This window comes from Desulfobacula sp. (assembly GCF_030611305.1).
Lineage (GTDB): Bacteria > Desulfobacterota > Desulfobacteria > Desulfobacterales > Desulfobacteraceae > Desulfobacula.
This window is the reverse complement of sequence record NZ_JAUWQB010000029.1, coordinates 16437-39543: the sequence shown is the minus strand read 5'-3', so window position 1 is coordinate 39543 and position 23107 is coordinate 16437. Positions and strand designations below refer to the sequence as shown.

Genomic DNA, 23107 nt, shown 5'->3' with positions numbered 1-23107 from the left:
GGGTTAATATCTGTCAAAGATCAGTGGGTGAAAATTCATTACCCGGCCTCGGCCCGGTAATCTTGGTGAAACGCCCTGTGCGGACCCGCATGCAGGGTGTTGTGGGGGCTGGGGGATTAAAACCCCCGGCTACCCGATTGGGCGTTCCTTTGGTTCAATTTTACAATAAATGATGAGCAGAGCCTCAACTGCTCGTCAGGATTATGCTCATCCAAATCGTTTGCTATCTTTCGGTAATTCTCTGGTAGCTGTTCCTTTGTTTCAGTAACTATGTTGAAGTAGATCCAAAGGATGATTCCCTCTGCTCCAAAATCATCCTTAACAAGGTCTGAGTAGGAGGCAAGAGCACGCGCCATGAGGTTCAAGTTATCGATTTCTTGAAGTGATATATGTGCCTTTGCATCATACTCCGCGTGCTTAAGAAAATTTGAGGCCTTGTTCCTTTTGTGCCACCATTCCCTTGCTGTCTCTTTTGAAACAGACCCCCTGATATCCTCGAATTCCATCGACGCAGTAATCGGAAGTTGCTCTGCCATTTCCTGAATCCATTTCATTGCCCCTGGGTCTTCTGTTAACCACTTCGGTAGTGTGCCGCGCCGGTAATCACGGACAACATAGAAAATTGTTGTCAGGTAGTAGTCTGCGACCTCATCGCGGCCGCGCTTCTTTTTTAAATCGGAGATTATTCGATATGCAGCTGAAGCAACGGTATGAATCGCAAGCTCGTCCTCGCCTGCAAAGAACATGCGAATTGCTGCGCGAAGCTGACGTTGTGCTGCGACCAGTTTTGTTACATGGAGTTGTGCGCCCATTTTTTCCTTTTTAAAGCCCAACGCTGAGTTAAACGGCAAGCCGCTTTTTGCTTGTCCGAGCTGTGCGTATTTTGCACAGCGATTTAAACAATTTGTTATGTTTGTTTTTTGATCTTCCCTGGCTTATTGAATTCAAGTTCATTTTCTCCAACTCTCATTTTATTCTGCGCCACCACCGTATTGGCCTAAATCTCTATCAATATCTACCATGGGATTAACACTATCCATTACTTGGGCAGCGGGGTCAACATCGTACATAATTTTGTCTGCCGGATTACTTAAATCGTATTTATAACGTGTGCCAGTATTGCTTTCATAAGGATATTCTCTATTTCTTTCTGTCTCCCTTTGTCTTTCTTCTCGATCATAATATGATTCTTCATTCCCATTATTATATGAGTCATCGTTGTTGTCGTTCCACGCCAATACTGGCGAAGTTATCAACAACGCAACACCAATCAATAATAATTTTTTCATTTTTTCTCCTTTTTTGCGCCGACAGTCTCATTGGTACACTGCCGAATGCTAAACTCAGCCGTCGGGGCTGTTTCCGGTCGGCTGTAGTGATCTGTTGTGCTATATGTCTTTGTTTTCTGGAGTAAATGCACTTTCTTTGCCACATTTGTTACAGGTGAAAAGTTTTTGTTTTACTCCTAAATCTCCAAACGTAGGGTCTGGCCTGCTACCTGTTCTTTTGAGAGATGGGCTAGCACAATGGTCGCATACATATTGTTCTGTCTGTTGCATCTTGAGCTTAAGTGCGTTGTTCTCCGATTCAAGCATTTTGATCTTTTGCTCAAAAACAGAATTTTGCTCTTTAAGTATTTCGTTCTTGTTTTCAAGCAAAGAATACTTGTCGTTGGCAAGGGATATTCTTTCTTTAAGAATAGTGGCTGATCCGTGTTCGTTAATTAGTTTTTCAAAACCGTCTAAAAGACCCATGGGTAGCTCCTATTTTTAAGCACAACGTATCATATTAAGCAGAAAAAAATCTGTATATTAACCCTATATATTCTCTTTATACTATGATATTAAAGTGTTTAATACAGTTTTTAAGGTATAATATAATGGCATATAAGAGAGAACATGTAAAGGAAAGATTCCGTCCAAAACCAGGCAAGCTTTTAGATCAAGTCCGAGAAGTAATGCGTTATCATCATTACGCAATCCGGACAGAACAAACGTATACAAAATGGATATTGGATTATATCCGCTTTAATGGAACCCGGCACCCGCAGGAAATGGGAAAACCAGAGATCGAACGATTTTTAAGCCACCTGGCGGTTAACAGAAATGTGGCGGCTTCAACACAGAATCAGGCGCTTAATGCAATTCTTTTTCTTTATAAATTTGTTTTAGACATGCCGCTGAATGATTATATTGATGCCATCCGTTCGAAAAAGCAGAAAAGACTGCCGACAGTGCTGAACCTGTCAGAGGTCAGCCAATTGTTTCAACATATTAGCGGGACACATGAGTTAATGGCAAAGCTCTTGTACGGCGCCGGTCTGCGGTTGATGGAATGTATCCGGCTTCGAGTAAAGGATATAGATTTTGAAAATCATCATATTATTGTACGGGACGGAAAGAGTGAAAAAGACAGGGCAACGGTTTTGCCAAAGACCCTGCAGGAGGATTTGCGGTTTCATCTAAAAGGGGTTCAAAAGCTTTTTGAACAGGAGTTGGCTGAGGGACGCGCAGATGTATATCTGCCGCAGGCACTGGCCAAGAAATATCCAGGAGCTGGAAAGTCGTTGATATGGCAATGGGTTTTTCCTGCCAAAAATCGGTCGAAAGATCCGAGAACCCAAAAAGTGCGCCGCCACCACGCCCATGAAACCGGGTTGCAGAAAGCAGTGGCAAATGCTGCTAAAAAGGCGGGTATTCATAAGCGGGTGAGTCCGCATACCCTCCGCCATTCATTTGCAACGCATATGCTGGAAGCCGGCAAGGATATCCGGCGTGTGCAGGAACTCTTAGGGCATGCAGACGTGCGGACAACAATGATTTATACGCATGTGATGAGTGTGAATTTTGAAACACTGGGAAGTCCACTGGATAATCTGGATAGCATTTAAATGGAAAAAAAAAAGAGATATTCGGACTATAATACCTATTTAAGACAATTGTATGGCCGGAGGGTACAAAAAATTTCAGTTGATGCAGGACTGTCATGTCCCAACAGGGATGGTTTGCTTTCAAAGAAAGGGTGCATTTACTGCAATTCAAAGGGGTCGGGTTCCGGTATGTCTGCCAAAGGGCTTTCCATAAAGGAGCAGATCGAGAATGGTAAAATCGGAATGATCAAAAAATATAAGGCTAAAAAATTTCTGGCCTATTTTCAATCCTATTCAAATACCTACACCAGCTGCGAAAATATGAAACAGATGTATGATGAAGCACTTTCCTGCGAGGGCATGGTGGGAATGGCCATTGGAACACGGCCCGACTGTATTGATGCCCAAAAGCTTGATCTCATAGAGTCCTATACAAAAAATTACCTGGTCTGGCTTGAGTATGGCCTTCAATCTGTTCATGATGCAACGCTGGCGATAATTAACAGGGGGCATACGTTTAAAGATTTTTTAAAAGCGGTTCGCTTAACCCGGGGCAGGGGGATAAATATCTGTGCCCATGTTATTCTCGGGCTTCCGGGTGAAGACAAAAACATGATGATTGAAACTGCAAAAATATTGGCTGACAGCTTAATTAACGGGGTGAAAATTCATCTTCTTTATGTCATCAAGGGGACGATTCTCGATAAAATGTGGAAAAACGGTGATTATATCCCCATGGAACAGGAAGAATATGTGGACATGGTTTGTGATTTTCTGGAATTTCTGCCAAAAGAGATGATTATCCAGAGAATTACAGGAGATCCGCATTCTGATGAATTAAGGGCTCCCATGTGGGCAGGCCGATACAGGGAAACCTTTAATATGATCCAGCATACCCTTGAAAACAGAGATTCTTTTCAGGGTAAACGATACAGAGAATAAGCAGTTATTTTACAACAAAAGCATCAAATTTTTCAGACATGTGGCTGACAAGTTTCTGCTCTTTTTTTTGGATGATCAGGCATTCTGTTCGCTCGAGGCTGTTCACAAGCTTGATTGCCTTTTGTACATCCATTACCATCAGGGCTGTGGCAAGACCATCGGCAAAAGTACAGTCTTTTGAAATGACAGATGCACTGATGATCTGGTTGTCAACCGGAAACCCTGTTTTGGGATCAATGATATGGGAGAAGGTTTTCCCGTTTATTTCAAAAAAATTCCTGTAATTCCCACTGGTGGCAAGGGCCTGGTTGTTTAAGCGGACAACTTTATATAAGTCCTGGTTTGCAAATAGTTTATCAGGTCTGCTGATTCCTACCGACCAGTATTCCCCTTTTTTGTTTTTGCCTGAAGCATAAAGCTCTCCGCCTATTTCCACAAGAATATCATGGATGCCGGATGAGGTAAAAAGTGTTGCAATGGCGTCCACCCCATATCCTTTTGCAATGGAACCAAGATCAAGGGTGATATTCGCTTTTTTACGAATACTGTGTGGTCCTTTGATGTCTATGTGGTTAAACCCGGTTTTTGATAATGCCATGGTTATTTTGTCTGCCTCAGGAATTTGGTTTGCTCTTTTTTTTGTTCCAAATCCCCAGAGGTCAACCAGGGGTTTCACCGTTCCATCCCAGGAACCATCCGTCATTCGGTATAATTTTCTGGCCGTTAACATGATCGCAAAAAAATCAGAAGAGATGTTCACAGATTTTCCAATTTCTTCACGGTTAAAAAGGGAAAGCTCACTTTTAGAATCGTACATGGAAAGTTTTTTGTTCACTTCCCTTAGGCGGGTATCCACCTTGATCTTCCACAATGACAGGGGCTGTTTCCTGCTTGAGATGAATTTTATGGTGTAAAAAGTACCCATAGTCTTGCCTGAAATTGTGTATAGTCTGCCGGGATTAGAAGCAATTCCTGTTGAATGAAAAATAAGAAAAAAGAAAAAAAGGTAAAAAATGATGATTTTTAAAAGTTTCATTTATTCAATCCTTGCATTGTTTTTCATTTATTATAAATATTTTGTCTATAATGCAAGATCCTTTGTTGAGGGATCAGATCATATCTGTTAATAGATGGAAAATGGAAAAAAGAATTGTTAAGATAAAAAAGGTACCTGTTGAACTTTATAAAATTTTAAAATTTGAAAATCTTGCTTCAAGCGGCGGGGAAGCGAAATTTATGATTGTGGATGGTTTTGTAAAAGTGAATGGGAGCATTGAAACACGAAAACGAAAAAAAATATATCCCGGGGATACAATCGAAACAGGCGGTCTTGTCCTTGAAATACAAAGTTACTTGACACACAATGATCTTGCAACCTGAAAGCAGATAACAGAGGCTGCGTTGGCAACATTAATGGAATTTTTTCTGCCAAACATTGGAATATGAGTAAAGTCGTCACATGTTTCCATGACATGTGATGAGATCCCATATTCTTCATTTCCGAATACAATAATGGTTTTCTTCTTCCATGCAATGTCATAAAAAGGACGGGCACCTTCAATGGTCTCAACCCCAATGATCTGGAATCCTTTTTTCTTTTTTGTAAGCAGGGTTTGGGCAAGATCAGTTGATTTTTCCTGTTCAACCCATTTATGAGCGCCCATGGCAGTTTTTTGGACACCCGGATGTTCTTTCCCTAAAGTGTTCCCGAGAATAACGGATTTAAACCCGGCCGCTTCACAGGTCCTGAAAATAGAACCTACATTGAAAAGGCTTCTTAAACCATCCAGGGCCACGTGACAATGAAAATCAGTTTGATTATAAGAAAGGGGCAAATCATTTATTTGAACTTTTTCAAATAAATCATGGTCACGGACTATGCTGCCTGTGGCAGCCCGGTGATAGTGAATTCTGTCGGAAATCGTTTCAATCCACACTCTTGTAGTGTTGGAATTTGGTTTAACAAAAGGATTCATTCCTGTCCAGTTAAGGATTTCGTTATACTGGTGTGTAAAGAGATCTAAAGAGGCCCGGTTGATACGATTGGTGATTAACTTCTGATAAAAGCCGGATAACCAGTTGATAATATGCTTGTTTTGGTTTTCGAGGCAAAGTGATAGCAGCTTTTTTTTTGTAAATCCAAACGTATCCATTTTATGGAGATCAGCCCGGTTATAGTTTTAAAAAATTGAATCGTTTTATTTTGAGGGTGGGGTAAATACCCGCTGGGCAAGTTCATTATCCAGCATGAGAAGGCCATGCCCTTCACTGCCAATCAGTTTTAATTTGTTTACAATGGTATCCATGGATGCTTCTTCTTCCACCTGTTCATCCACAAACCAGTTCAGATGGTTTTTGGCAGCATGATCATTTTCCTTAATGGCAAGATCCATCAGGTCATTGATGAGTTTTGAAACCAGTTTTTCATGTTCGTAGGCCAGTTCAAAGACTTCCAAAGCGGATTCAAATTTTGTTTTCGGTGCTTCAATCGCTTTTAAAAAGACCCTTCCCCCTCTTTCATTTATAAAATTATACATTTTCATGGCATGAAATCTTTCTTCTTCCACCTGGATAAGAAAAAAGTTTTCAAACCCGCTTAAGCCTGTTGAATTAAAATATGATGCCATGGAAAGATAATAATATTCTGAAAATAATTCTCGGTTTATCTGGTAATTAATTGCATCTTGTAGTTTTTGTGAAATCATATGATTTCCTCCTTTGTTTTTTTAAAAAGTTTTAATCATAATATTTTTTCTTTTTTTTCTTTTTATGTTTCTTTTTTTTATATTCCTTTAATTTATAAGGCACTTCATTGCCGACAGCAACACGCCATCCTTGTTCAAGCCTTGCCGATACCATCCATCTCCCATCGGTTGACATCCTGATATACAGGTTATTGCCAAAGTAGGTTTCCGGTACATTTACAACAACGTAAGCCCCTATTCCCGAGCGATATTCAAGGTTATGGCCGTGACGGTGTTTATGACGGTATCCATGGGCCGGAGCATGGGGGGGAGGTCCCGGTTTATGGTATTTTGTTTGATGAACTGGTGCTCCCGGTATCTGAATGCCAACCCCTACTGTGTTGCAACCTGCCAGAAAAAAAAGTCCAAAAGAAATTACGAGGGTAATTTTAAAACATTTCATTTTTGTATCCCTTTTCTTTAAGTCGTTTAATGATAAAAAATAAGATTTATGTATCATAGCCTTTTTTTAGAACAGCTTCAACAAGACAAATTGAATTATTTTTAAAGTTTGCATACATGTTTTTGCCGAAAGATTTTGCATTACTGCCAAAAATGATACCGAGACCCAGAGCGTTGGGTTGGGGAGGTCTTTTTTTGGAGATAGCATTAAATTTTTCCCACCCCGTGCATGCACTAGAGGTTTGATCTGAAAAGGATTCTATTTCAAACCCGTGTTCTTTAAAAATGTGGGACATGGCATTCCAGGATTCAAGAAATGATATGGAGGACTTGTCTGCCCAGGGAACGGGAAGAAGAAGGGGATCGTTTTCACCCTTTGCTATTTCATGTAACATCAGCGTTCCACCAGGTTTTAATACCCTGAAAAATTCTTTGACTGCTGCGGGCTTGTCTTCAATATTCATTAAAATATGCTGGCATAAGACGGCATCAAATGAATTGTTTTCAAAGGGCAGGTCAAGAACGGAACCCTGTTGAAAAGAAACAAGGGTTTCAAGGCGGGTACATTGGGTTAAAAAGGTTGCCGCTTCGATAAACTTGTCTGCCAGATCAACGCCGATAACCCTGCAGTTAAATTGTTTGGCAAGCAGTCTTGTAGACCCCCCTATACCGCATCCGGCATCAAGGACCTTTGCATCAGGGGAGATGTTTACTTTTTTGAACAGCTCAATGCTGGACCGTGCTCCACCGGTATGGATCTGATCAATGGGGGAAAGATCTTTTAATTCAAGATTTGAAAGGTCTTTGTCTGCTTTGATTAATGCGGCTTTAATATTTTGAGTCAGATTGTCTGAATTATAGTGATTTTTTATTTCTAATTCCATAATAAATACTTTGGTATTTTAGAAGAGAGTTTTTATTAGTACCCCCTTAGGATGAGTTTACGACAAATCCAAAGGGGGCTTTTGTTTGGGAAAATTATGATTTAAGTTCTTTAAGACTGCCAAAAAAATTAAGGGATTCAGGATTCTTTAATGCATCCTTGTTTTTTACTTCTTTTCCTTCGATCATTTTTTTAACGGCCAGCTCAACCTTTTTCATGTTTAATGTGTAGGGAACATCCGGGCATTCAATGATTTTAGCCGGAACATGTCTTGGGGAGGCATTGGCTCTTATCTCTGACTTTATTGTGTTTTTTAGCACATCGTCAAGCTCAAATCCTTTGGCCATTTTGACAAAGAGAATGACCCTGACATCATTGTTCCAGGATTGCCCCACAATAACAGAGTCTTCAAGTTCTTCCATGGCATCAAGCCGGCGGTAGATTTCAGCCGTACCGATCCTCACACCGCCAGGGTTGAGTGTGGCATCTGATCTGCCGAACATGATCACGCCGCCTCGTTCGGTTACCATGATAAAATCCCCATGGGTCCAGATCCCCGGATACTCGTCAAAATAGGCGGAATGATACTTGGAACCGTCTTCGTCCCCCCAGAAAAAGATAGGCATGGACGGGAAGGGAGCGGCACAGACAAGTTCAGCCTGTTGTCCCACTACGGGTTTGCCGCTTTCATCATAGGCATAGACCTTCATGCCAAGGCCGCGGCACTGGAGTTCTCCGGTATACACAGGGCCGATTGGATTGCCCAGAGCAAAACAGCCGTTGAGATCTGATCCACCGGATATGGAAGCAAGCTGGAGGTCCTCTTTCACTTCATTGTATATATATTCAAAGTTTTCATCTGATAAGGGTGAGCCGGTTGAAAGAACCGATTTTAAGGCTGACAGGTCATATTGTTTTCCGGGTTTAACCCCTGCGGTTTTCAAAGCTTCAATATATCCTGCGCTGGTGCCGAAAACCGTTATTTTTTCATCCTCTGCCATTTTCCACAAAGCATCAGGGCCGGGGTGGAAGGGATTGCCGTCAAAAAGAACAAGGGTTGCCCCCACACTCAAGGACGCGGTCAGCCAGTTCCACATCATCCAGCCGCAGGTGGTAAAATAGAAAATGGTGTCTTCTTCTTTCAGATCCGTATGGAGTACCAGTTCTTTTTTCTGGTGTAAAAGGACTCCGCCCACACTCTGTGCCATACATTTGGGAAGTCCGGTTGTCCCGGAAGAATACATGATATAAAGCGGATCATCAAAATCCATCTGCTCGAATTCAATTTGGGTGGCATCAGGATCTTTAAAATCCTTGAATAGCACTGCATTTGGCAGGGAACTAATGTCGGGTTCCTCAGATACATAGGGGATCACAACAATTTTTTCTATGGAAGGAATCTCTTTGACAATGCCGGCGATTTTTTCAATGCTGTCCAGGGGTTTGCCTTTAAAAAAATATCCGTCAGCCGTAAACAATACTTTGGGCCGGGTTTGACCGAATCTGTCCAGAACCCCTTTGATCCCAAAATCCGGTGAGCAGGAAGACCAGATGGCACCAAGACTTGTGGCGGCCAGCATTGCGATGATGCTTTCGGGCATATTGGGGACAAATCCAACTACCCGGTCGCCTTTTTCTATGCCAAGTGCTTTTAAAGCGGCGGCTGTTTTTGTCACTTCATCATAAAGTTGTTTATAGGTCAGGGTTTTTCTAACGGAATCCTCCCCCCTGAAAATTATAGCCAGATTGTCATTTTTAAATTGTAAAAGGTTTTCGGCAAAATTAAGTTTGGAATTGACAAAGAATTTTGCCCCCGGCATTTTGGTCGGATCATCAATGGCCTTTTCATAGGACCGGGAGGCCTTGATATCAAGAAAATCCCAGGCGGTTGCCCAGAAATCCTCAAGATTATCCACGGACCACTCCCACAGAGATGCATATTCTTTAAAATCTTTGCTAAATTTTTCATTCACAAGATTCATGAAACGATACATGTTGGTACTTTTTATTCTCTTCTCAGACGGCTGCCACAAAAGTTTTGGCATTTTTTATCTCCTTATTCATACAGGACAGCAAGTATGGTCGCTTTTTCGGTTTTTGCAGTAATAAAATGGGAAGTTGTGGACAGGTAGTAGGCGCTGTCGCCAGGTTCAAGATCATAAGTGTCTTTTCCAATGGTCAGGTTGACAACACCATTAAGAACAAAAACAAATTCTTCCCCGTCATGGACGGATATTTCTTTGTCTTTGCTTTTTTCCAATTGTACGATCAGGGCTTCCATGTGACGGCCCTGGACTTCAGGGGCAAGGCTCATGTAAGAATAAACATTCTGCTTGCCGGTTTTTGAAGAGGAACGGGAAATCTGTTTCCTTTCATCTTTCCTTGTAATGGCATACAGCTTGGTTCCCATGTCTGATACCAGGCGGCCCACAGCAGAATCCAGAGCCTTTGAAAGTTTCATCACGGTTCCGAGCTGGGGTTTTATCCTGCCGCTTTCAATGTCCTGAAGCCGGGAAACGTCAAATCCAGTCAGATCGGAAAGATTCTCAATGGAAATACCCCTTTCTTCTCTCACCAGTTTGATGCGTTTTCCCACTTCATCCACATCACCTTTCTCACCATTTTTTATATTTCCGGTGAGATCTTCAAAATAATCTAGATTGATATGAGGGATTTTGTCTTGTTCGTCCATAATGTCTCCTTGTCATCATTATTCGGGAAAACTTTGATCCGGCGATTCACCCAGTTTTTTCTTAATTTTTGCAAGTCCGGGTCTGGCATACTGCATATGGCCTTCCTTAAGGGTTCTGCCGTTGATCATAGCCTCACTTCTTAATCTTGTGCCAACAGTTTTTTCCATCTGTTTTCCAAGCCACAGGATTCTGTCAACATCATATCCATGTTCTATACCCATTTCATCAATTTGTACAAGTGTATCTTCAAGACAGACCAGGCCCACATATCTTGCATCATCATAATAATAATCCCCTGTGCCTTTGATGGGCCTGTCGCCCAGGAAGTTGGCCGGCTGTCCGCCAAGACCGCCAAGGGTTGCTTCAAAATGGCAGATGCCCGCCTGGAGAGCTGCAAGAACCGAGGCTGCAGCCACTCTTTTTGTTTCATGAAAATGGGCGATGTGAAGACTTGTATCCGGGATTTCATCAAGGATCATGGAAAAATACCGGTAAACGTCTGCAGCAGATGCAGACCCGTCATGATCAGCATGCTCAATGTCACTGGCCCCGATGGAAAGCCAGTATTTGGTGAATTCCACAGCATCCTTTAGTTCAGTGGCACCGCCAATGGGGCTACCCCAGATGGTACTGACCGTACCGCACATTTTAATGCCGGCGTCCGCACATTTTTTTATACATCTTTCAGCTTCTGCAAAGTAATTTGGAAGGGTGGTTCCTGAATTGGCAAAATGATGTTCTTCTTCCGTGGAGACCATCATCAATACCCTGTCCGGGCCTACGCCTCTTTTTTTAAGTTCAATGGCCCGGTCAACGGAAGCCTCCCGGATGGTAATGGCGGTCAAGACCACATCATCCATGTTAATGCCTTTTTTGGCCGCCCGGTTGATAAAATTATCACCTCTCAGATGGGCTAAAAGTTCTTCAGCATCACTGAACTGGGGCATACTTCTCGGATTTCCCAGATTAGTGACTTCAATGTTGCGGCATCCTGCAAAAATCAATTCTTCCAGATAGGTGATTTTTGCAGGAGTTGAGATAAATTTTTCAAGATGCTGGAATCCGTCACGGATTGTAATATCCCCAAGGGTTACCTTTTTGGGCATCCTTGGAAAGATTTTCCAATAATCATATTCTGTCATTGATTTTCTCCTTAAATTATATTTTTAAAATCTGAAATTTCCAAATGTTGCTTCCCCAATGGGGTTGACAAGACTGACCTCAAAGGCCATGGCGAGCCATTCACGGATTTCGGAAAATTTGATGACCCGGTCGTTTAAAAGCCGTGAAGCACAGAAAAATGGATGGGCTTCACCATCATATTTATCAATCATTTTCTGCTGGAATTCATTTATTTCTTCAGGCGTCATGGGGTTGCCCATGGCTTTTCGTTTTGCCTGCTCAATGCTTAAAAGAACACCACCTGCACTTCTCCCGCTCATAACCCCGGTCCTGGCTCTCATTGTTGAAAACAGAAAGTTGGGTTTGTAAGCTCTTCCGCACATACCGTAATTGGCCGCCCCGTTATCCGGTCCGATAACCAGCTGAATCCTTGGTACCTGGGCACAGGAGACAGCGCGGACCATGTCGGCTCCGTATTTTCCAATACCCGCATGTTCAGAATCAGAACCAATCATATATCCGGGTGAACTCTGGATAAAGAGGAGTGGGATTTTTTCATAGGAACACCTGACTACCCATTCAGTCACTTTTTTGGCAGCTTCATGAAAGATTATTCCTGCTGCATTGGAACAGACAACTCCGATGGGCAGTCCCTTGATCCTGATTTTTCCGGTCAGGATATTAGTACCCCGGCCCGGCGCAAAATTTTTCTTATGTTCAATAAATTCGGATTCATCTGCAATGGCTGCAATGATTTTTTTGCCGTTAATCCCTTTATGAGGGGATATGGGCATGACATCATATATGGATTCAGGAGCAAGTTCGGGCTCACGGCTTTCATAGGTGTGAACATGGGTTTTCTGGGGTTTTGTCAGGGAAAGAAGCTGCCTTAACCTGGCAATGGCCTGATCCTGGTCCTGGCAAATATGGTCTGCTCCGCCGGAAATTTCAGTATGAACCTTTGCACCTCCTAAGTTTTCTGCAGAGATCTCTTCTCCTGTGGCCATTTTTACGAGGGGAGGGCCGCCAAGAAATGAAAAAGACTGCTTGTCAATCATGATGGATTCACAGGCCATGAAAACAATATACGCACCGCCTGCCGTATTTCCGCCCGTACTTAAGGTCACCTGGCGAAGCCCCATGGCTGACATCCTGGCCATATTATAAAAGATGGATCCAAAATGCTGATCATCGGGGAACACATCTGCCTGCATGGGTAGGAAAACCCCTCCTGAATCAGCAATATAGACGCAGTTGAGGCCGCATTTTTCCGCAATGGCCTGGGCTCTCATGTGTTTTTTTAATGTGATGGGAAAATAAGTGCCTGCTTTTACCCGGCTGTCACTGCCCATGATCATGGTCCAGTTGCCATGAATTTTTCCAATGCCCGTAACGATGCCTGCACAATGGACATCTTCAACACCGGGATAATTCATGCCGAACCCTGCCAGCACAGAGAGTTCAAAAAATTGGGTGCCGGGATCAATCAGGTCTGCTATTAAATCTCTTACAGGACGTTTGCCTCTTTTGGCAAGTGTATCTATAGCTTTTTGGCCGCCGGATCCGATCGCTTCCTGTTGGCGTTCTTCAAGTTTTTTTTCTTCAGCCTTCCAAAAATTTTTATTTTCAGTCATGGGTTCTTTTTATCTCCCTTTGTAACGAGGTTTTCTCTTTTCTTTAAAAGCGGTCAGGCCTTCGATTCTATCCTCAGTGGGTATGGTTACCCTGTATGCATTGGATTCAATGGCAAGCCCTGTGGCAAGGTCGGTTTCAATGCCTTTATCGATGGCGTATTTAGCCATCTCAACGGCAATGGGGCCGGTTTCGGCAATCATGTCTGCCATTTCCATGCAGTCTTCCAAAAGGGTTTCAGGCGTTGTGACCTTGTTAACAAGACCGATATCAAGGGCTTCTTTTGCGTTAACACGCTTGCCCGTAAAGATCAGTTCCTTGGCTTTTGCTACTCCAATGATTCTCGGCAGTCGCTGGGTACCGCCGCCTCCGGGGATGATGGCAAGCCTTGCTTCTGTCAGTCCCATGCTTGCATTTTCAGAGGCAATGCGAATATCGGATGCCAGAGCCACTTCAGTGCCGCCGCCCAGTGCAATTCCATTCACGGCCGAAATTACCGGTATGGGAAGATTCTGGATAGATGTCAAAAGGTTTCTGATGGTGATAATAAATTTTTTTACCTCATCCGGGGTCAGAGAAACTCTCTCTTTTAAATCAGCGCCTGCACAGAATGATTTCTCACCCGCGCCGGTAATAATGACTGTTCGGATATCGTTTCTGTATTGAAGATCATCAATTTTGTCTCTGATGGCATATAAAAGATCAAAATTCAGGCAGTTCATCACTTTTGGTCTGTTCATGGTCAGGATGACAGCCTGTCTTTTTTCTTCAACTAACAGAAGATCGTTTGTGCTCATAATGTTCTCCTATAAATTAAACCATGGAATATCAGCAGCCAATATGGCGTGAAATTACAATGCGTTGAACTTCTGAAGTTCCTTCACCGATTTCTAAGAGTTTCTGATCCCTGTAAAATCTTTCCACATTATATTCTTTCATCAAACCATATCCCCCATGAATCTGGACAGCATGGTCCACCACCCTGGACATGACTTCAGAACAATAGAGCTTGCCCATGGCGGCTTCCTTTTCAAAGGCCCGTTTATTGCTTTTGAGCCAGCAGGCTTTGTAAAGAAGGTTTCTTGCACACTCTATTTCCATGGCACTATCGGCCAGTTTAAAGGCAATGGCCTGGAATTTTGAAATGGGCTGTCCGAACTGTTCTCTTTCTTTGGCATATTTTAAGGCAAGGTCATAGGCTCCCTGGGCGCCGCCAAGGCCCATGGCACCGATGGAAAGTCTCCCTCCATCAAGGGTTGACAGCATCTGATGGAATCCGTCACCTTTGTTTCCAAGAATATTTTCTTTGGGAACCCTGACATCATCAAAATAGAGTTCTGCCGTGTTGGAGGATCGCCACATCATTTTTTTATGCATGGGGACGGCTTTAAATCCTGGCGTTCCTGCTTCAACAAGGATGCAGGAATATTCGGGTTTGCCATTGTCCCGGGTGCCGGTGATAGCCTGGACTGTTACGCCCATAGTCATATCACAGGCGGCATTGGTGATGAATATTTTTGAGCCGTTAATCACCCACTCATTTCCGTCCAGTACAGCGGTTGTTTTACTGCCGCCGGCATCAGATCCGGCAGTGGGTTCGGTAAGACCAAATCCCCACAGGCCTTCCCCAGCACAAAGACTGGGCAGATATTTTAATTTTTGCTCTTCAGTACCAAAATAGTAGATCGGGCCGATACCGAGGGAATTGCCTGCTGCAATAGTGGCTGCCTGGGAACCGTCAATCCTTGCAATTTCTTCAACTGCAATAATATATGAAATGTAGTCCATTGCCTGGCCTTCATACTTTTCTGAAACAAACATGCCGAAAAGACCGATTTCTCCCATTTTTTTGGTCAACTTTTCAGAAAATTCTTCTTTTTCATCAAGCTCTCCCGCAATGGGACCGATCTCTTTTTGGGCAAACTTTCTAACTTCCTTACGGATCATTTCCTGCTCTTTGGTAAGGTCAAAATCCACCCTGCGCCTCCTTATATTATGAGTTATTTTTATTTTTGCTTATGGTTTTTTAGCCATAACATCGCTCGATAATTCAAGAAACTGATCGAGCGCTCAGTCTATATTTAAAATACTATATTTAAAGAGATTAATTTGTCAAATGTTTTTTAAATGTTTTTGTTTTTACCCTTGAAGAATAAAAGATAAAAATTCAAAGAAACTCTTTAGATAATTTCTTGACAAGAATTGGAATAAATGCAACAAAAAGCTATGACTGAGCGCTCGTTCAAGTACCGCCAATGACAATATTATTAAAATTATTAAAGGGAAAGGAGTGGTCGTTTGAGAAAAATTAAAAAATCCAAGACTCCAATATCTGACACAGAAGTCCCGACACAGATAAAAAATCCTGAGCTGGTTCGTGAAAGAAGGCGCCAGATCATCGATTCCACAGTCACGCTTTTCATTGAACACGGATATCACAAGACTACGACACGGATGATTGCAAAGGCTGCCAATTTTTCCATTGGTTCTTTATATGAATATGTCAGCTCTAAAGAGGATCTCCTTTATCTGGTGTGTAAAACCATTCATGAGGAGGTCTGGGATGCTGTTGAAAATGCGTTATCAGATACGGATAAAGAAAAAGAGAGACTGGCCCAGGTTATTCGTCATTATTTTTATGTTTGTGATAAGATGGGAGACCATATTCTCATGATGTACCAGGTGACTCAATTCCTGCCGGAAAAATGGAAGGTAAGAGTTCTGGTAAATGAATTGAATATAACAGATATTTTTATCAATGCGCTTTCTTCTCTCTCCGGGAAAAATAATTTTCCAAAGCTTGATGAAAAAATATTAAATCTTGTGGGGCACAATATATCTGTTCTGGGCCAGATGTGGGCCTTTCGCCGCTGGCATTTACAAAGAAATTTTACCATCGAGGAATACATAAAAATTCAAACCAATTTTATCCTTGGACTAATATTTTAACAAAAATAAAAGTTTTCATTTATTTTTTTTCATTTTTATGGCAGTTAAATCATAGCGCATAAACTTTGTTTAGTTTTATCAAACTCCCGAATGTTTTTAAAAGGAGAAAAAATGAGTATGGAAACCCAGAGTTACAAACCCAAACATTCAGTCAAAATCGTTACCGCCACTTCACTGTTTGACGGTCATGATGCTTCTATAAATATAATGAGAAGAATTTTGCAGGATTCCGGTGCAGAAGTGATTCATATCGGCCATAACCGGTCTGCAAAGGAAGTCGTGGATGCCGCAATAGAAGAAGACGCACAGGGTATTGCCGTATCCAGTTACCAGGGCGGACATGTTGAATATTTTAAGTATATGGTGGATCTTTTGAAAGAAAGAGGTGCTTCGCATATTAAGATTTTTGGCGGCGGCGGCGGTGTTATTATTCCTTTGGAAATGGATGAGCTGCACGCCTATGGCGTGACCAGGATCTATTCTCCTGAAGACGGGGCAAAAATGGGACTTCAGGGTATGATCAATGATATGATACGTTCCATGGATGCCCCTTCGGTTGATTATGACAATCTTGATTATGACAATCTGAATATTGATAATAACTATGTGACAGCAAATTTTATTTCTGCGGTTCAGGAGGCTAAAGTCAACAATCGGGATGCATTTGAAAAAATTATTTCAAAGATTTCCAAAGTTGCAGACCAAAGGGATGTTTCCGTCATTGGATTAACCGGAACCGGCGGCGCAGGCAAGTCGTCTTTGACAGACGAATTGATTATCAGGATTCTGCATGATCTTAAAGATGTCAATATTGCCATTATTTCCTGCGATCCGTCCAGACGGAAAACAGGCGGTGCCCTTCTGGGTGACAGGATCAGGATGAATTCCATAGAAACAGGCCGTGTCTATATGCGGTCTCTTGCAACCAGAAGATCCCAGACAGAGCTTCCCGAGGCTTTGCCGGATGCAATTAATGTGGTTAAGGCGGCTGGTTATGATATTATTCTGGTTGAAACCGCCGGTATTGGTCAGGGGGATTCAAGAGTGGTCGATCTGGTGGATATGTCCATCTATGTCATGACAGCAGAATTTGGCGCACCCTCCCAGTTGGAAAAGATAGACATGCTGGATTATGCCGATATTGTTGTGGTGAACAAGTATGAGAAAAGGGGCAGTGAGGATGCATTAAGGGATGTGCGAAAACAGGTCCAGAGAAATCGTAAAGCCTGGAATACGGATCCAAAAGATCTGCCGGTGTATGGAACCATTGCATCCAAGTTTAATGATGATGGAATCACAGCATTTTATCATGAACTTCTGGATCTGATTGCAGAAAAGAAAAATATTAAATATAAATCCAATATTCCAAGGACGGACAGAAAAGAATCTTCTTCAAAAACCATTATTATTCCGGGAGAGAGAACACGATACCTTGCCGAGATTGCCGATACGGTAAGAGAATACCACAAAACAACCGAAGAACAGTCTGAAGCCGTACGCAAACGGTGGCATTTAATTGAGACCTCAAAAGAACTCAAAGAAAATGGGTTCGAAAAATTGCCGGATGCACTTGAAAAGTTTAAGCAAGTTGTGTCACAGGCCCAGTCCCGGGTTGATGAAGAAACAGATATTGTGATCAAGGAATTCAATACATGCAAAGAGATGTATGAGAAGGATGAACTGGTGTATCATGTTCGTGATAAAGAGTTTAGAGTACCTTTATACAGCGAATCCCTCTCTCATTCCAAAATCCCCAAAATTTCCCTGCCACAGTTCAAAGATCCGGGGGAACAGTATAAGTGGATGAGGAAAGAGAATTTTGCTGGCAACTTTCCTTATGCGGCCGGGGTGTTTCCTTTAAAACGGGCAGATGAAGATCCCACCAGGATGTTTGCAGGAGAAGGCGGGCCTGAGGATACCAACCGGCGGTTTAAACTGCTTTCCGGCAGTTATCCTGCCAAAAGATTGTCCACTGCATTTGATTCGGTTACCCTTTATGGTTTTGACCCGGATACCCGCCCTGATATATATGGTAAGATCGGAACATCAGGTGTGAGTATCTGTACTCTGGATGACGTTAAAGTGCTGTATGGCGGGTTTGATCTGTGTGCTCCCAATACTTCGGTCTCCATGACCATCAACGGTCCGGCTCCCATGATGCTGGCCATGTTTATCAATACAGCCATTACCCAGCAGGTGGACAAGTTCAAAGAGGAGAACGGCCGGGAACCTTCTGAAGACGAGGCAGCAAAGATTAGACAGTTTGCCTTGTCCAATGCGAGAGGAACGGTTCAGGCAGATATTTTAAAGGAAGACCAGGGACAAAACACCTGTATCTTCTCCATTGAGTTTGCGTTAAAAATGATGGGGGATATCCAGCAATATTTTATTGATAATCAGGTAAGAAATTTTTATTCGGTTTCTATTTCAGGATATCATATTGCAGAGGCCGGGGCCAACCCCATTACCCAGCTTGCATTGACCCTGGCAAACGGGTTTACCTATGTGGAATATTATCTTTCCCGGGGAATGCATATCAATAGTTTTGCACCCTCTCTTTCCTTTTTCTTTTCCAATGGGATGGACCCTGAATATACAGTGATCGGCCGGGTGGCCAGAAGGATATGGGCTGTGGCCATGAAGTATAAATATGGGGGAAATGATAAATCCCAGAAGTTGAAATACCATATCCAGACCTCGGGCAGATCCCTGCACAGCCAGGATATCCAGTTCAATGATATCCGTACCACCCTTCAGGGACTGTGCGCCATTTATGATAATTGTAACAGTCTTCATACCAATGCATTTGATGAAGCCATTACAACACCCTCAGCCGAGTCAGTTAGGCGTGCCCTTGCCATCCAGCTAATTGTCAACAGGGAGTGGGGACTGACCATGAATGAAAATCCATTGCAGGGAAGTTTTATCGTGGACGAGCTCACAGACCTTGTGGAGGAGGCCGTACTCATTGAATTTGAAAGAATCACGGAAAGAGGTGGTGTGCTGGGCGCCATGGAAACCGGATACCAGAGAGGCAAGATTCAGGAAGAGTCCATGTATTATGAACACCTGAAACATTCAGGCAAGCATCCCATTGTCGGTGTTAATACATTTGAAGACCCTGATGCGGATTACGCTGAGATGGCAAATCATCTGGAACTTACAAGAGCCACAGATGATCAAAAAGATGCCCAGTTGAAAAGGCTGAATACTTTTAAAGAGAAGAATCAGGATAAATCTGAAGAAGCTCTTGAAAAATTGAAACAGACCGCATTGAGTGGTGAAAATATGTTTGAAAGGTTAATGGAGACGGTCAAGGTTTGTAGTTTGGGGACTATCACCCAAGCGTTGTATGAGGTAGGTGGAAAATACAGAAGAAATATGTAAAAAGATGATTTAAGGAGATTTTTGAATATGAATAAGGCAGTAATAGTCAGTGCAACACGAACCCCCTTAGGGAGTTTTGGTGGAACATTAAGCAAAATCGGTGCAACAGACCTTGGAGCCCATGTCATAAGAGAGGCTATTACAAGGGCGGGTATTGATAAAAAAGAAATCAATGAGTGTATCATGGGCATGGTACTGCCCTGCGGGTATGGTCAGAACCCGGGAAAACTTGCTGCAGTTAAAGCCGGTCTCCCCTGGGACGTTGAGTCCATTACAGTGAATAAAGTCTGCGGGTCATCATTGAAAGCCGTCATGCTGGCAGCCCAGGCCATCCAGTGTGGGGATGCTGATGTGGTGGTTGCAGGAGGTATGGAAAATATGAGCATGGCACCCTATTATATGGACAAGGCCCGCTGGGGGCATCGTATGGGGCCTGGAAAAATTGAAGATCATATGGTCCATGACGGGCTCTGGGATGTGGTCAATGATTTTCATATGGGTATGTCCAATGAACTGAGTTCTGAAAAATGGGAAGTATCAAGACAAGTTCAGGATAACTTTGCGGCCCAATCTTATACAAGAGCCAATGCAGCTATTGCCCAGGGCCGGTTTAAAGATGAAATTACGCCGGTGGAAATCCCCCAGAGAAAAGGTGATCCTAAAATTTTTGATACGGATGAATGCCCTAAAGAGACAAGTCTTGAATCCCTCTCAAAGATGAGACCTGCATTTAAAAAAGATGGGGTGGGGACTGCCGGAAATGCATCCATTATCAGTGATGGTGCTTCAGCCCTAGTGGTCATGAGTGAAAAGAAAGCAAAGGAACTGGGGCTTAACATTATGGCCACCATCGGTTCCCAAGCCTCCTACGGCATTGATATGAAATACGTTTTAATGGCTCCCATTTATGCCATTCCCAAGGTATTGAAAAAAGAGGGTCTTACTATTTCAGATATTGATCTGTTTGAAATCAATGAAGCTTTTGCCGGAAGTTCAGCAGGCATTAACAAGGTATTGGAACTTGATCCTGAAAAAGTAAATGTGAATGGCGGCAGTGTTGCTCTGGGCCATCCCATTGGGGCGAGTGGTGCCAGGGTCTTAACCACCCTATTATATGAAATGGAAAAACGGGATGTAAATAGAGGCCTTGCCTCTCTTTGTCTGGGTGGCGGAGAAGCTGTTGCGCTTGTTATTAACAGGTGATATGAGACGGAACTATTAAAAGCGTACATTAAAAACGGGGTCACGCTTTACTTAATGTAATTATTGAGCTGAATAACGACAATAAGGAAAGCCTGACCCCACTCATAAGGAGGAACAATGGAAGTAAAGAGATTTGGTGTTATCGGGTCCGGTCAGATGGGTAACGGTATTGCACAGGTTGTGGCCGCAAGCGGCCTCGAAGTAGTAATGAGTGATATTAAAGAGGAATTTTGTAAAAATGGTATTGCAACCATTTCAAAAAATCTTGACAGGATGGTGAAAAAGGAAAAAATATCTGAGGATGATAAAGCTGCAATTCTTGGAAGAATCACTACTACCACTGATTTAAAAGATATGGGATCTGTGGATTTTGTTGTTGAAGCAGCCGTGGAAAGAGAAGATCTGAAATTTAAAATTTTTGAAGACCTGGATAAAATCTGCCCGCCACAAGTTATTTTGTCCACCAACACGTCTTCCATTCCCATTGGAAGAATTGCAGCCAGAACATCCCGACCGGATAAGGTTATCGGCATGCATTTTATGAATCCGGTTCCTGTGATGAAACTGGTTGAAGTCATTAAGGGTCTTGCCACCTCGACTGAGACTTTTGATATTACATGGAAACTGTGTGAAGACTTTGGAAAAACCCCTGCAGAAGCCAATGACTTCCCCGGCTTTATTGCCAACAGGATATTGATGCCCATGATCAATGAGGCTGTCTTCTGCCTCTACCAGAGTGTGGGAAAACCCGAAGATATTGATACGGTTATGAGGCTTGGTGCCAACCATCCCATGGGGCCCCTTGCGTTGGCAGATCTGATTGGCCTTGATACCTGCCTTGCCATTATGGAGACATTGTATGACGGGTTTAAAGATTCAAAATACAGAGCCTGTCCGCTTTTGAGGAAATATGTTGAGGCTGGCTGGCTGGGAAGAAAGACCGGAAAAGGGTTTTACGATTACAAATAATTAAACTTAAAATTAATCTTAAATTAAAGCTGTGACAAGGCCGTAACAAAATTATCAAATGCTTTGCCGCAGCTTTTTTATTTAAAAAATGGTGAAATACATGGTTCAGTATGACCGGAGCACACCTGAAAAGGAACTGCAATCAAGAATTATCGACTTACAGGAAAGGCTTGAGAAACGCAATGTTGATGGGGCCCTGATTTTACAGAAAGCAGATATGTTCTATTATTCAGGAACGGCGCAGCAGGGATGGTTGTATGTCCCTAATCATGGAGAGCCGTTGCTGATGGTGTTTAAAGAGTTCCAACGGGCCAAAGAAGAATCAGAACTTAAACAAGTCGTTTCCCTTGTAAGCCCCAGGGAAATTCCTGAGACTATGGCGGCATTCGGATATTCAATTCCACAAAATTTGGGTCTTGAGCTGGATGTATTGCCAGCCAATCAGTATCTGTTATTTCAAAAGATATTTTCCGGTTCCAACATTATTGATATTTCTTTTCAGATCAGGATGCAGCGGGCTGTAAAATCAGACTATGAAATTGACTTGTTGCGGCAGGCATCACAGATGGCAGATAAAGTTGCAGCCAAAGTGCCTGATTTAATCAAGGAAGGAATGACCGAGATCAAATTTGCGGGATTGGTTGAAGCCTATGCCAGAAGTCTTGGGCATCAGGGCCTGATCCGGATGCGAATGTGGGACAATGATCTTTTCTACGGTCATATCATGGCAGGACCGGGAGCTGCCGTCCCCAGCTGCTTTGCCTCGCCCACCGGTGGCAAAGGGGTCAATCCCAGTATTGCCCAGGGGCCGGGATTTAATACAATCAAACGAAATGAACCGATTCTTGTTGATTACGTTTTTGTCTTGAATGGCTATATCAGTGATCATACAAGGATTTTCTCTCTTGGTAAATTACCGGATGATCTTTTAAAGGCCCATGACGTCATGCTGGAAATCCAGGAGATGGTAATAAAGACTGCAACCCCGGGAAGTGTTGCAGGGGAGCTGTACGACATGATGATGTCTGAGGCTTGCGCCAAAGGATACAAAGACTATTTCATGGGAGCCTGCGACAGAAGAATCCGGTTTACAGGTCATGGTATAGGCCTTGAACTGGATGAATTCCCTTTTATTGCCAAAGGCCAGAAACTTTCCCTTGAAAAAGGCATGATGATTGCCCTTGAACCCAAGGCAGTCTTCCCGGGAATTGGAGTGGTAGGGATAGAAAACTCATTGCTGGTAACAGACAATGGTCTTGAACCCCTTACAACATTCAGCGACAAGATCGCAATATTATAAGCAGATAGTATG

The 23107-nt window shown here is 42.9% G+C and carries 22 protein-coding genes; 8 read left to right on the top strand and 14 right to left on the bottom strand.

The genetic code is table 11. From position 1 onward, the window contains the following. Positions 1–116: 116 nt before the first annotated feature. From QAI40_RS07765 to QAI40_RS07755, 3 genes are all read right to left on the bottom strand, one after another. Positions 117–812, bottom strand: a complete 696-nt coding sequence (locus QAI40_RS07765) for a hypothetical protein (protein ID WP_299980451.1) — start codon at positions 810–812, stop codon at positions 117–119. A 159-nt stretch (positions 813–971) separates the two neighbouring features. Next, complete coding sequence (locus tag QAI40_RS07760) at positions 972–1289, bottom strand: hypothetical protein (RefSeq protein WP_299980449.1); 318 nt, start codon at positions 1287–1289, stop codon at positions 972–974. Positions 1290–1388: 99 nt separating this feature from the next. After that, positions 1389–1754 carry a cell division protein ZapB gene (locus QAI40_RS07755; RefSeq protein WP_299980447.1) on the bottom strand — a complete coding sequence of 122 codons (366 nt, stop codon included), beginning with the start codon at positions 1752–1754 and terminating at the stop codon, positions 1389–1391. Between the two features lie 125 nt (positions 1755–1879). On the opposite strand from QAI40_RS07755, the gene QAI40_RS07750 reads away from it, so the two are divergent. Continuing rightward, positions 1880–2890 carry an integron integrase gene (locus QAI40_RS07750; RefSeq protein WP_299980445.1) on the top strand — a complete coding sequence of 337 codons (1011 nt, stop codon included), beginning with the start codon at positions 1880–1882 and terminating at the stop codon, positions 2888–2890. After that, entirely contained in the window at positions 2891–3811 is a 921-nt protein-coding gene (locus tag QAI40_RS07745) for a TIGR01212 family radical SAM protein (protein WP_299980443.1), read from the top strand. Positions 3812–3815: 4 nt separating this feature from the next. Here QAI40_RS07745 and QAI40_RS07740 read toward each other — a convergent pair whose 3' ends face one another. Next, positions 3816–4847: an FAD:protein FMN transferase gene (locus tag QAI40_RS07740; protein ID WP_299980441.1), complete on the bottom strand. Its 1032-nt coding sequence runs from the start codon at positions 4845–4847 to the stop codon at positions 3816–3818. A gap of 101 nt (positions 4848–4948) precedes the next feature. On the opposite strand from QAI40_RS07740, the gene QAI40_RS07735 reads away from it, so the two are divergent. Continuing rightward, complete coding sequence (locus tag QAI40_RS07735; RefSeq protein ID WP_291348455.1) at positions 4949–5191, top strand: RNA-binding S4 domain-containing protein; 243 nt, start codon at positions 4949–4951, stop codon at positions 5189–5191. On the opposite strand, the gene QAI40_RS07730 is transcribed toward QAI40_RS07735, so the two are convergent. From QAI40_RS07730 to QAI40_RS07685, 10 genes are all read right to left on the bottom strand, one after another. Continuing rightward, positions 5161–5964, bottom strand: a complete 804-nt coding sequence (locus tag QAI40_RS07730; protein ID WP_299980436.1) for an RNA methyltransferase — start codon at positions 5962–5964, stop codon at positions 5161–5163. The two genes, QAI40_RS07735 and QAI40_RS07730, sit on opposite strands and share 31 nt — an antisense overlap. A 45-nt stretch (positions 5965–6009) precedes the next feature. Then, positions 6010–6516, bottom strand: coding sequence for a ferritin (locus tag QAI40_RS07725; RefSeq protein ID WP_299980434.1), 507 nt, complete (start codon positions 6514–6516; stop codon positions 6010–6012). Positions 6517–6547: 31 nt separating this feature from the next. Further along, the gene (locus QAI40_RS07720) at positions 6548–6958 is read right to left on the bottom strand and encodes a hypothetical protein (RefSeq protein ID WP_299980432.1); all 411 of its coding nucleotides are present in this window, start codon (positions 6956–6958) and stop codon (positions 6548–6550) included. A gap of 46 nt (positions 6959–7004) precedes the next feature. After that, a complete protein-coding gene (locus tag QAI40_RS07715; protein WP_299980430.1) occupies positions 7005–7841 on the bottom strand; it encodes a class I SAM-dependent methyltransferase in 837 nt (278 codons plus the stop codon). A 94-nt stretch (positions 7842–7935) separates the two neighbouring features. After that, positions 7936–9885: an acetoacetate--CoA ligase gene (locus QAI40_RS07710; RefSeq protein WP_299980427.1), complete on the bottom strand. Its 1950-nt coding sequence runs from the start codon at positions 9883–9885 to the stop codon at positions 7936–7938. 11 nt (positions 9886–9896) lie between these two features. Next, positions 9897–10532, bottom strand: coding sequence for a helix-turn-helix domain-containing protein (locus tag QAI40_RS07705; protein ID WP_299980425.1), 636 nt, complete (start codon positions 10530–10532; stop codon positions 9897–9899). A gap of 18 nt (positions 10533–10550) precedes the next feature. Then, positions 10551–11675, bottom strand: a complete 1125-nt coding sequence (locus QAI40_RS07700; RefSeq protein WP_299980423.1) for a pyruvate carboxyltransferase — start codon at positions 11673–11675, stop codon at positions 10551–10553. A 24-nt stretch (positions 11676–11699) separates the two neighbouring features. Continuing rightward, a complete protein-coding gene (locus QAI40_RS07695) occupies positions 11700–13289 on the bottom strand; it encodes an acyl-CoA carboxylase subunit beta (protein ID WP_299980421.1) in 1590 nt (529 codons plus the stop codon). A gap of 9 nt (positions 13290–13298) precedes the next feature. Continuing rightward, positions 13299–14084 carry an enoyl-CoA hydratase-related protein gene (locus tag QAI40_RS07690; protein ID WP_299980419.1) on the bottom strand — a complete coding sequence of 262 codons (786 nt, stop codon included), beginning with the start codon at positions 14082–14084 and terminating at the stop codon, positions 13299–13301. 31 nt (positions 14085–14115) lie between these two features. Further along, entirely contained in the window at positions 14116–15264 is a 1149-nt protein-coding gene (locus QAI40_RS07685; protein WP_299980417.1) for an acyl-CoA dehydrogenase family protein, read from the bottom strand. Between the two features lie 321 nt (positions 15265–15585). On the opposite strand from QAI40_RS07685, the gene QAI40_RS07680 reads away from it, so the two are divergent. The 5 genes from QAI40_RS07680 to QAI40_RS07660 all read left to right on the top strand — a co-directional run bounded on the left by QAI40_RS07680 (position 15586) and on the right by QAI40_RS07660 (position 23095). Next, on the top strand, positions 15586–16236 hold the full coding sequence (locus QAI40_RS07680; protein WP_299980415.1) for a TetR/AcrR family transcriptional regulator: 651 nt from the start codon (positions 15586–15588) through the stop codon (positions 16234–16236). 111 nt (positions 16237–16347) lie between these two features. Beyond that, positions 16348–19623 (top strand): fused isobutyryl-CoA mutase/GTPase IcmF, encoded by a 3276-nt coding sequence (gene icmF, locus QAI40_RS07675; RefSeq protein ID WP_299980413.1) that lies wholly within the window; start codon positions 16348–16350, stop codon positions 19621–19623. A gap of 27 nt (positions 19624–19650) precedes the next feature. After that, the gene (locus QAI40_RS07670) at positions 19651–20826 is read left to right on the top strand and encodes an acetyl-CoA C-acetyltransferase (protein WP_299980411.1); all 1176 of its coding nucleotides are present in this window, start codon (positions 19651–19653) and stop codon (positions 20824–20826) included. A gap of 117 nt (positions 20827–20943) precedes the next feature. Next, positions 20944–21795: a 3-hydroxybutyryl-CoA dehydrogenase gene (locus QAI40_RS07665; protein WP_299980409.1), complete on the top strand. Its 852-nt coding sequence runs from the start codon at positions 20944–20946 to the stop codon at positions 21793–21795. A 100-nt stretch (positions 21796–21895) separates the two neighbouring features. Beyond that, the gene (locus QAI40_RS07660; protein WP_299980407.1) at positions 21896–23095 is read left to right on the top strand and encodes a M24 family metallopeptidase; all 1200 of its coding nucleotides are present in this window, start codon (positions 21896–21898) and stop codon (positions 23093–23095) included. The last annotated feature ends 12 nt before the right edge of the window (positions 23096–23107 follow it).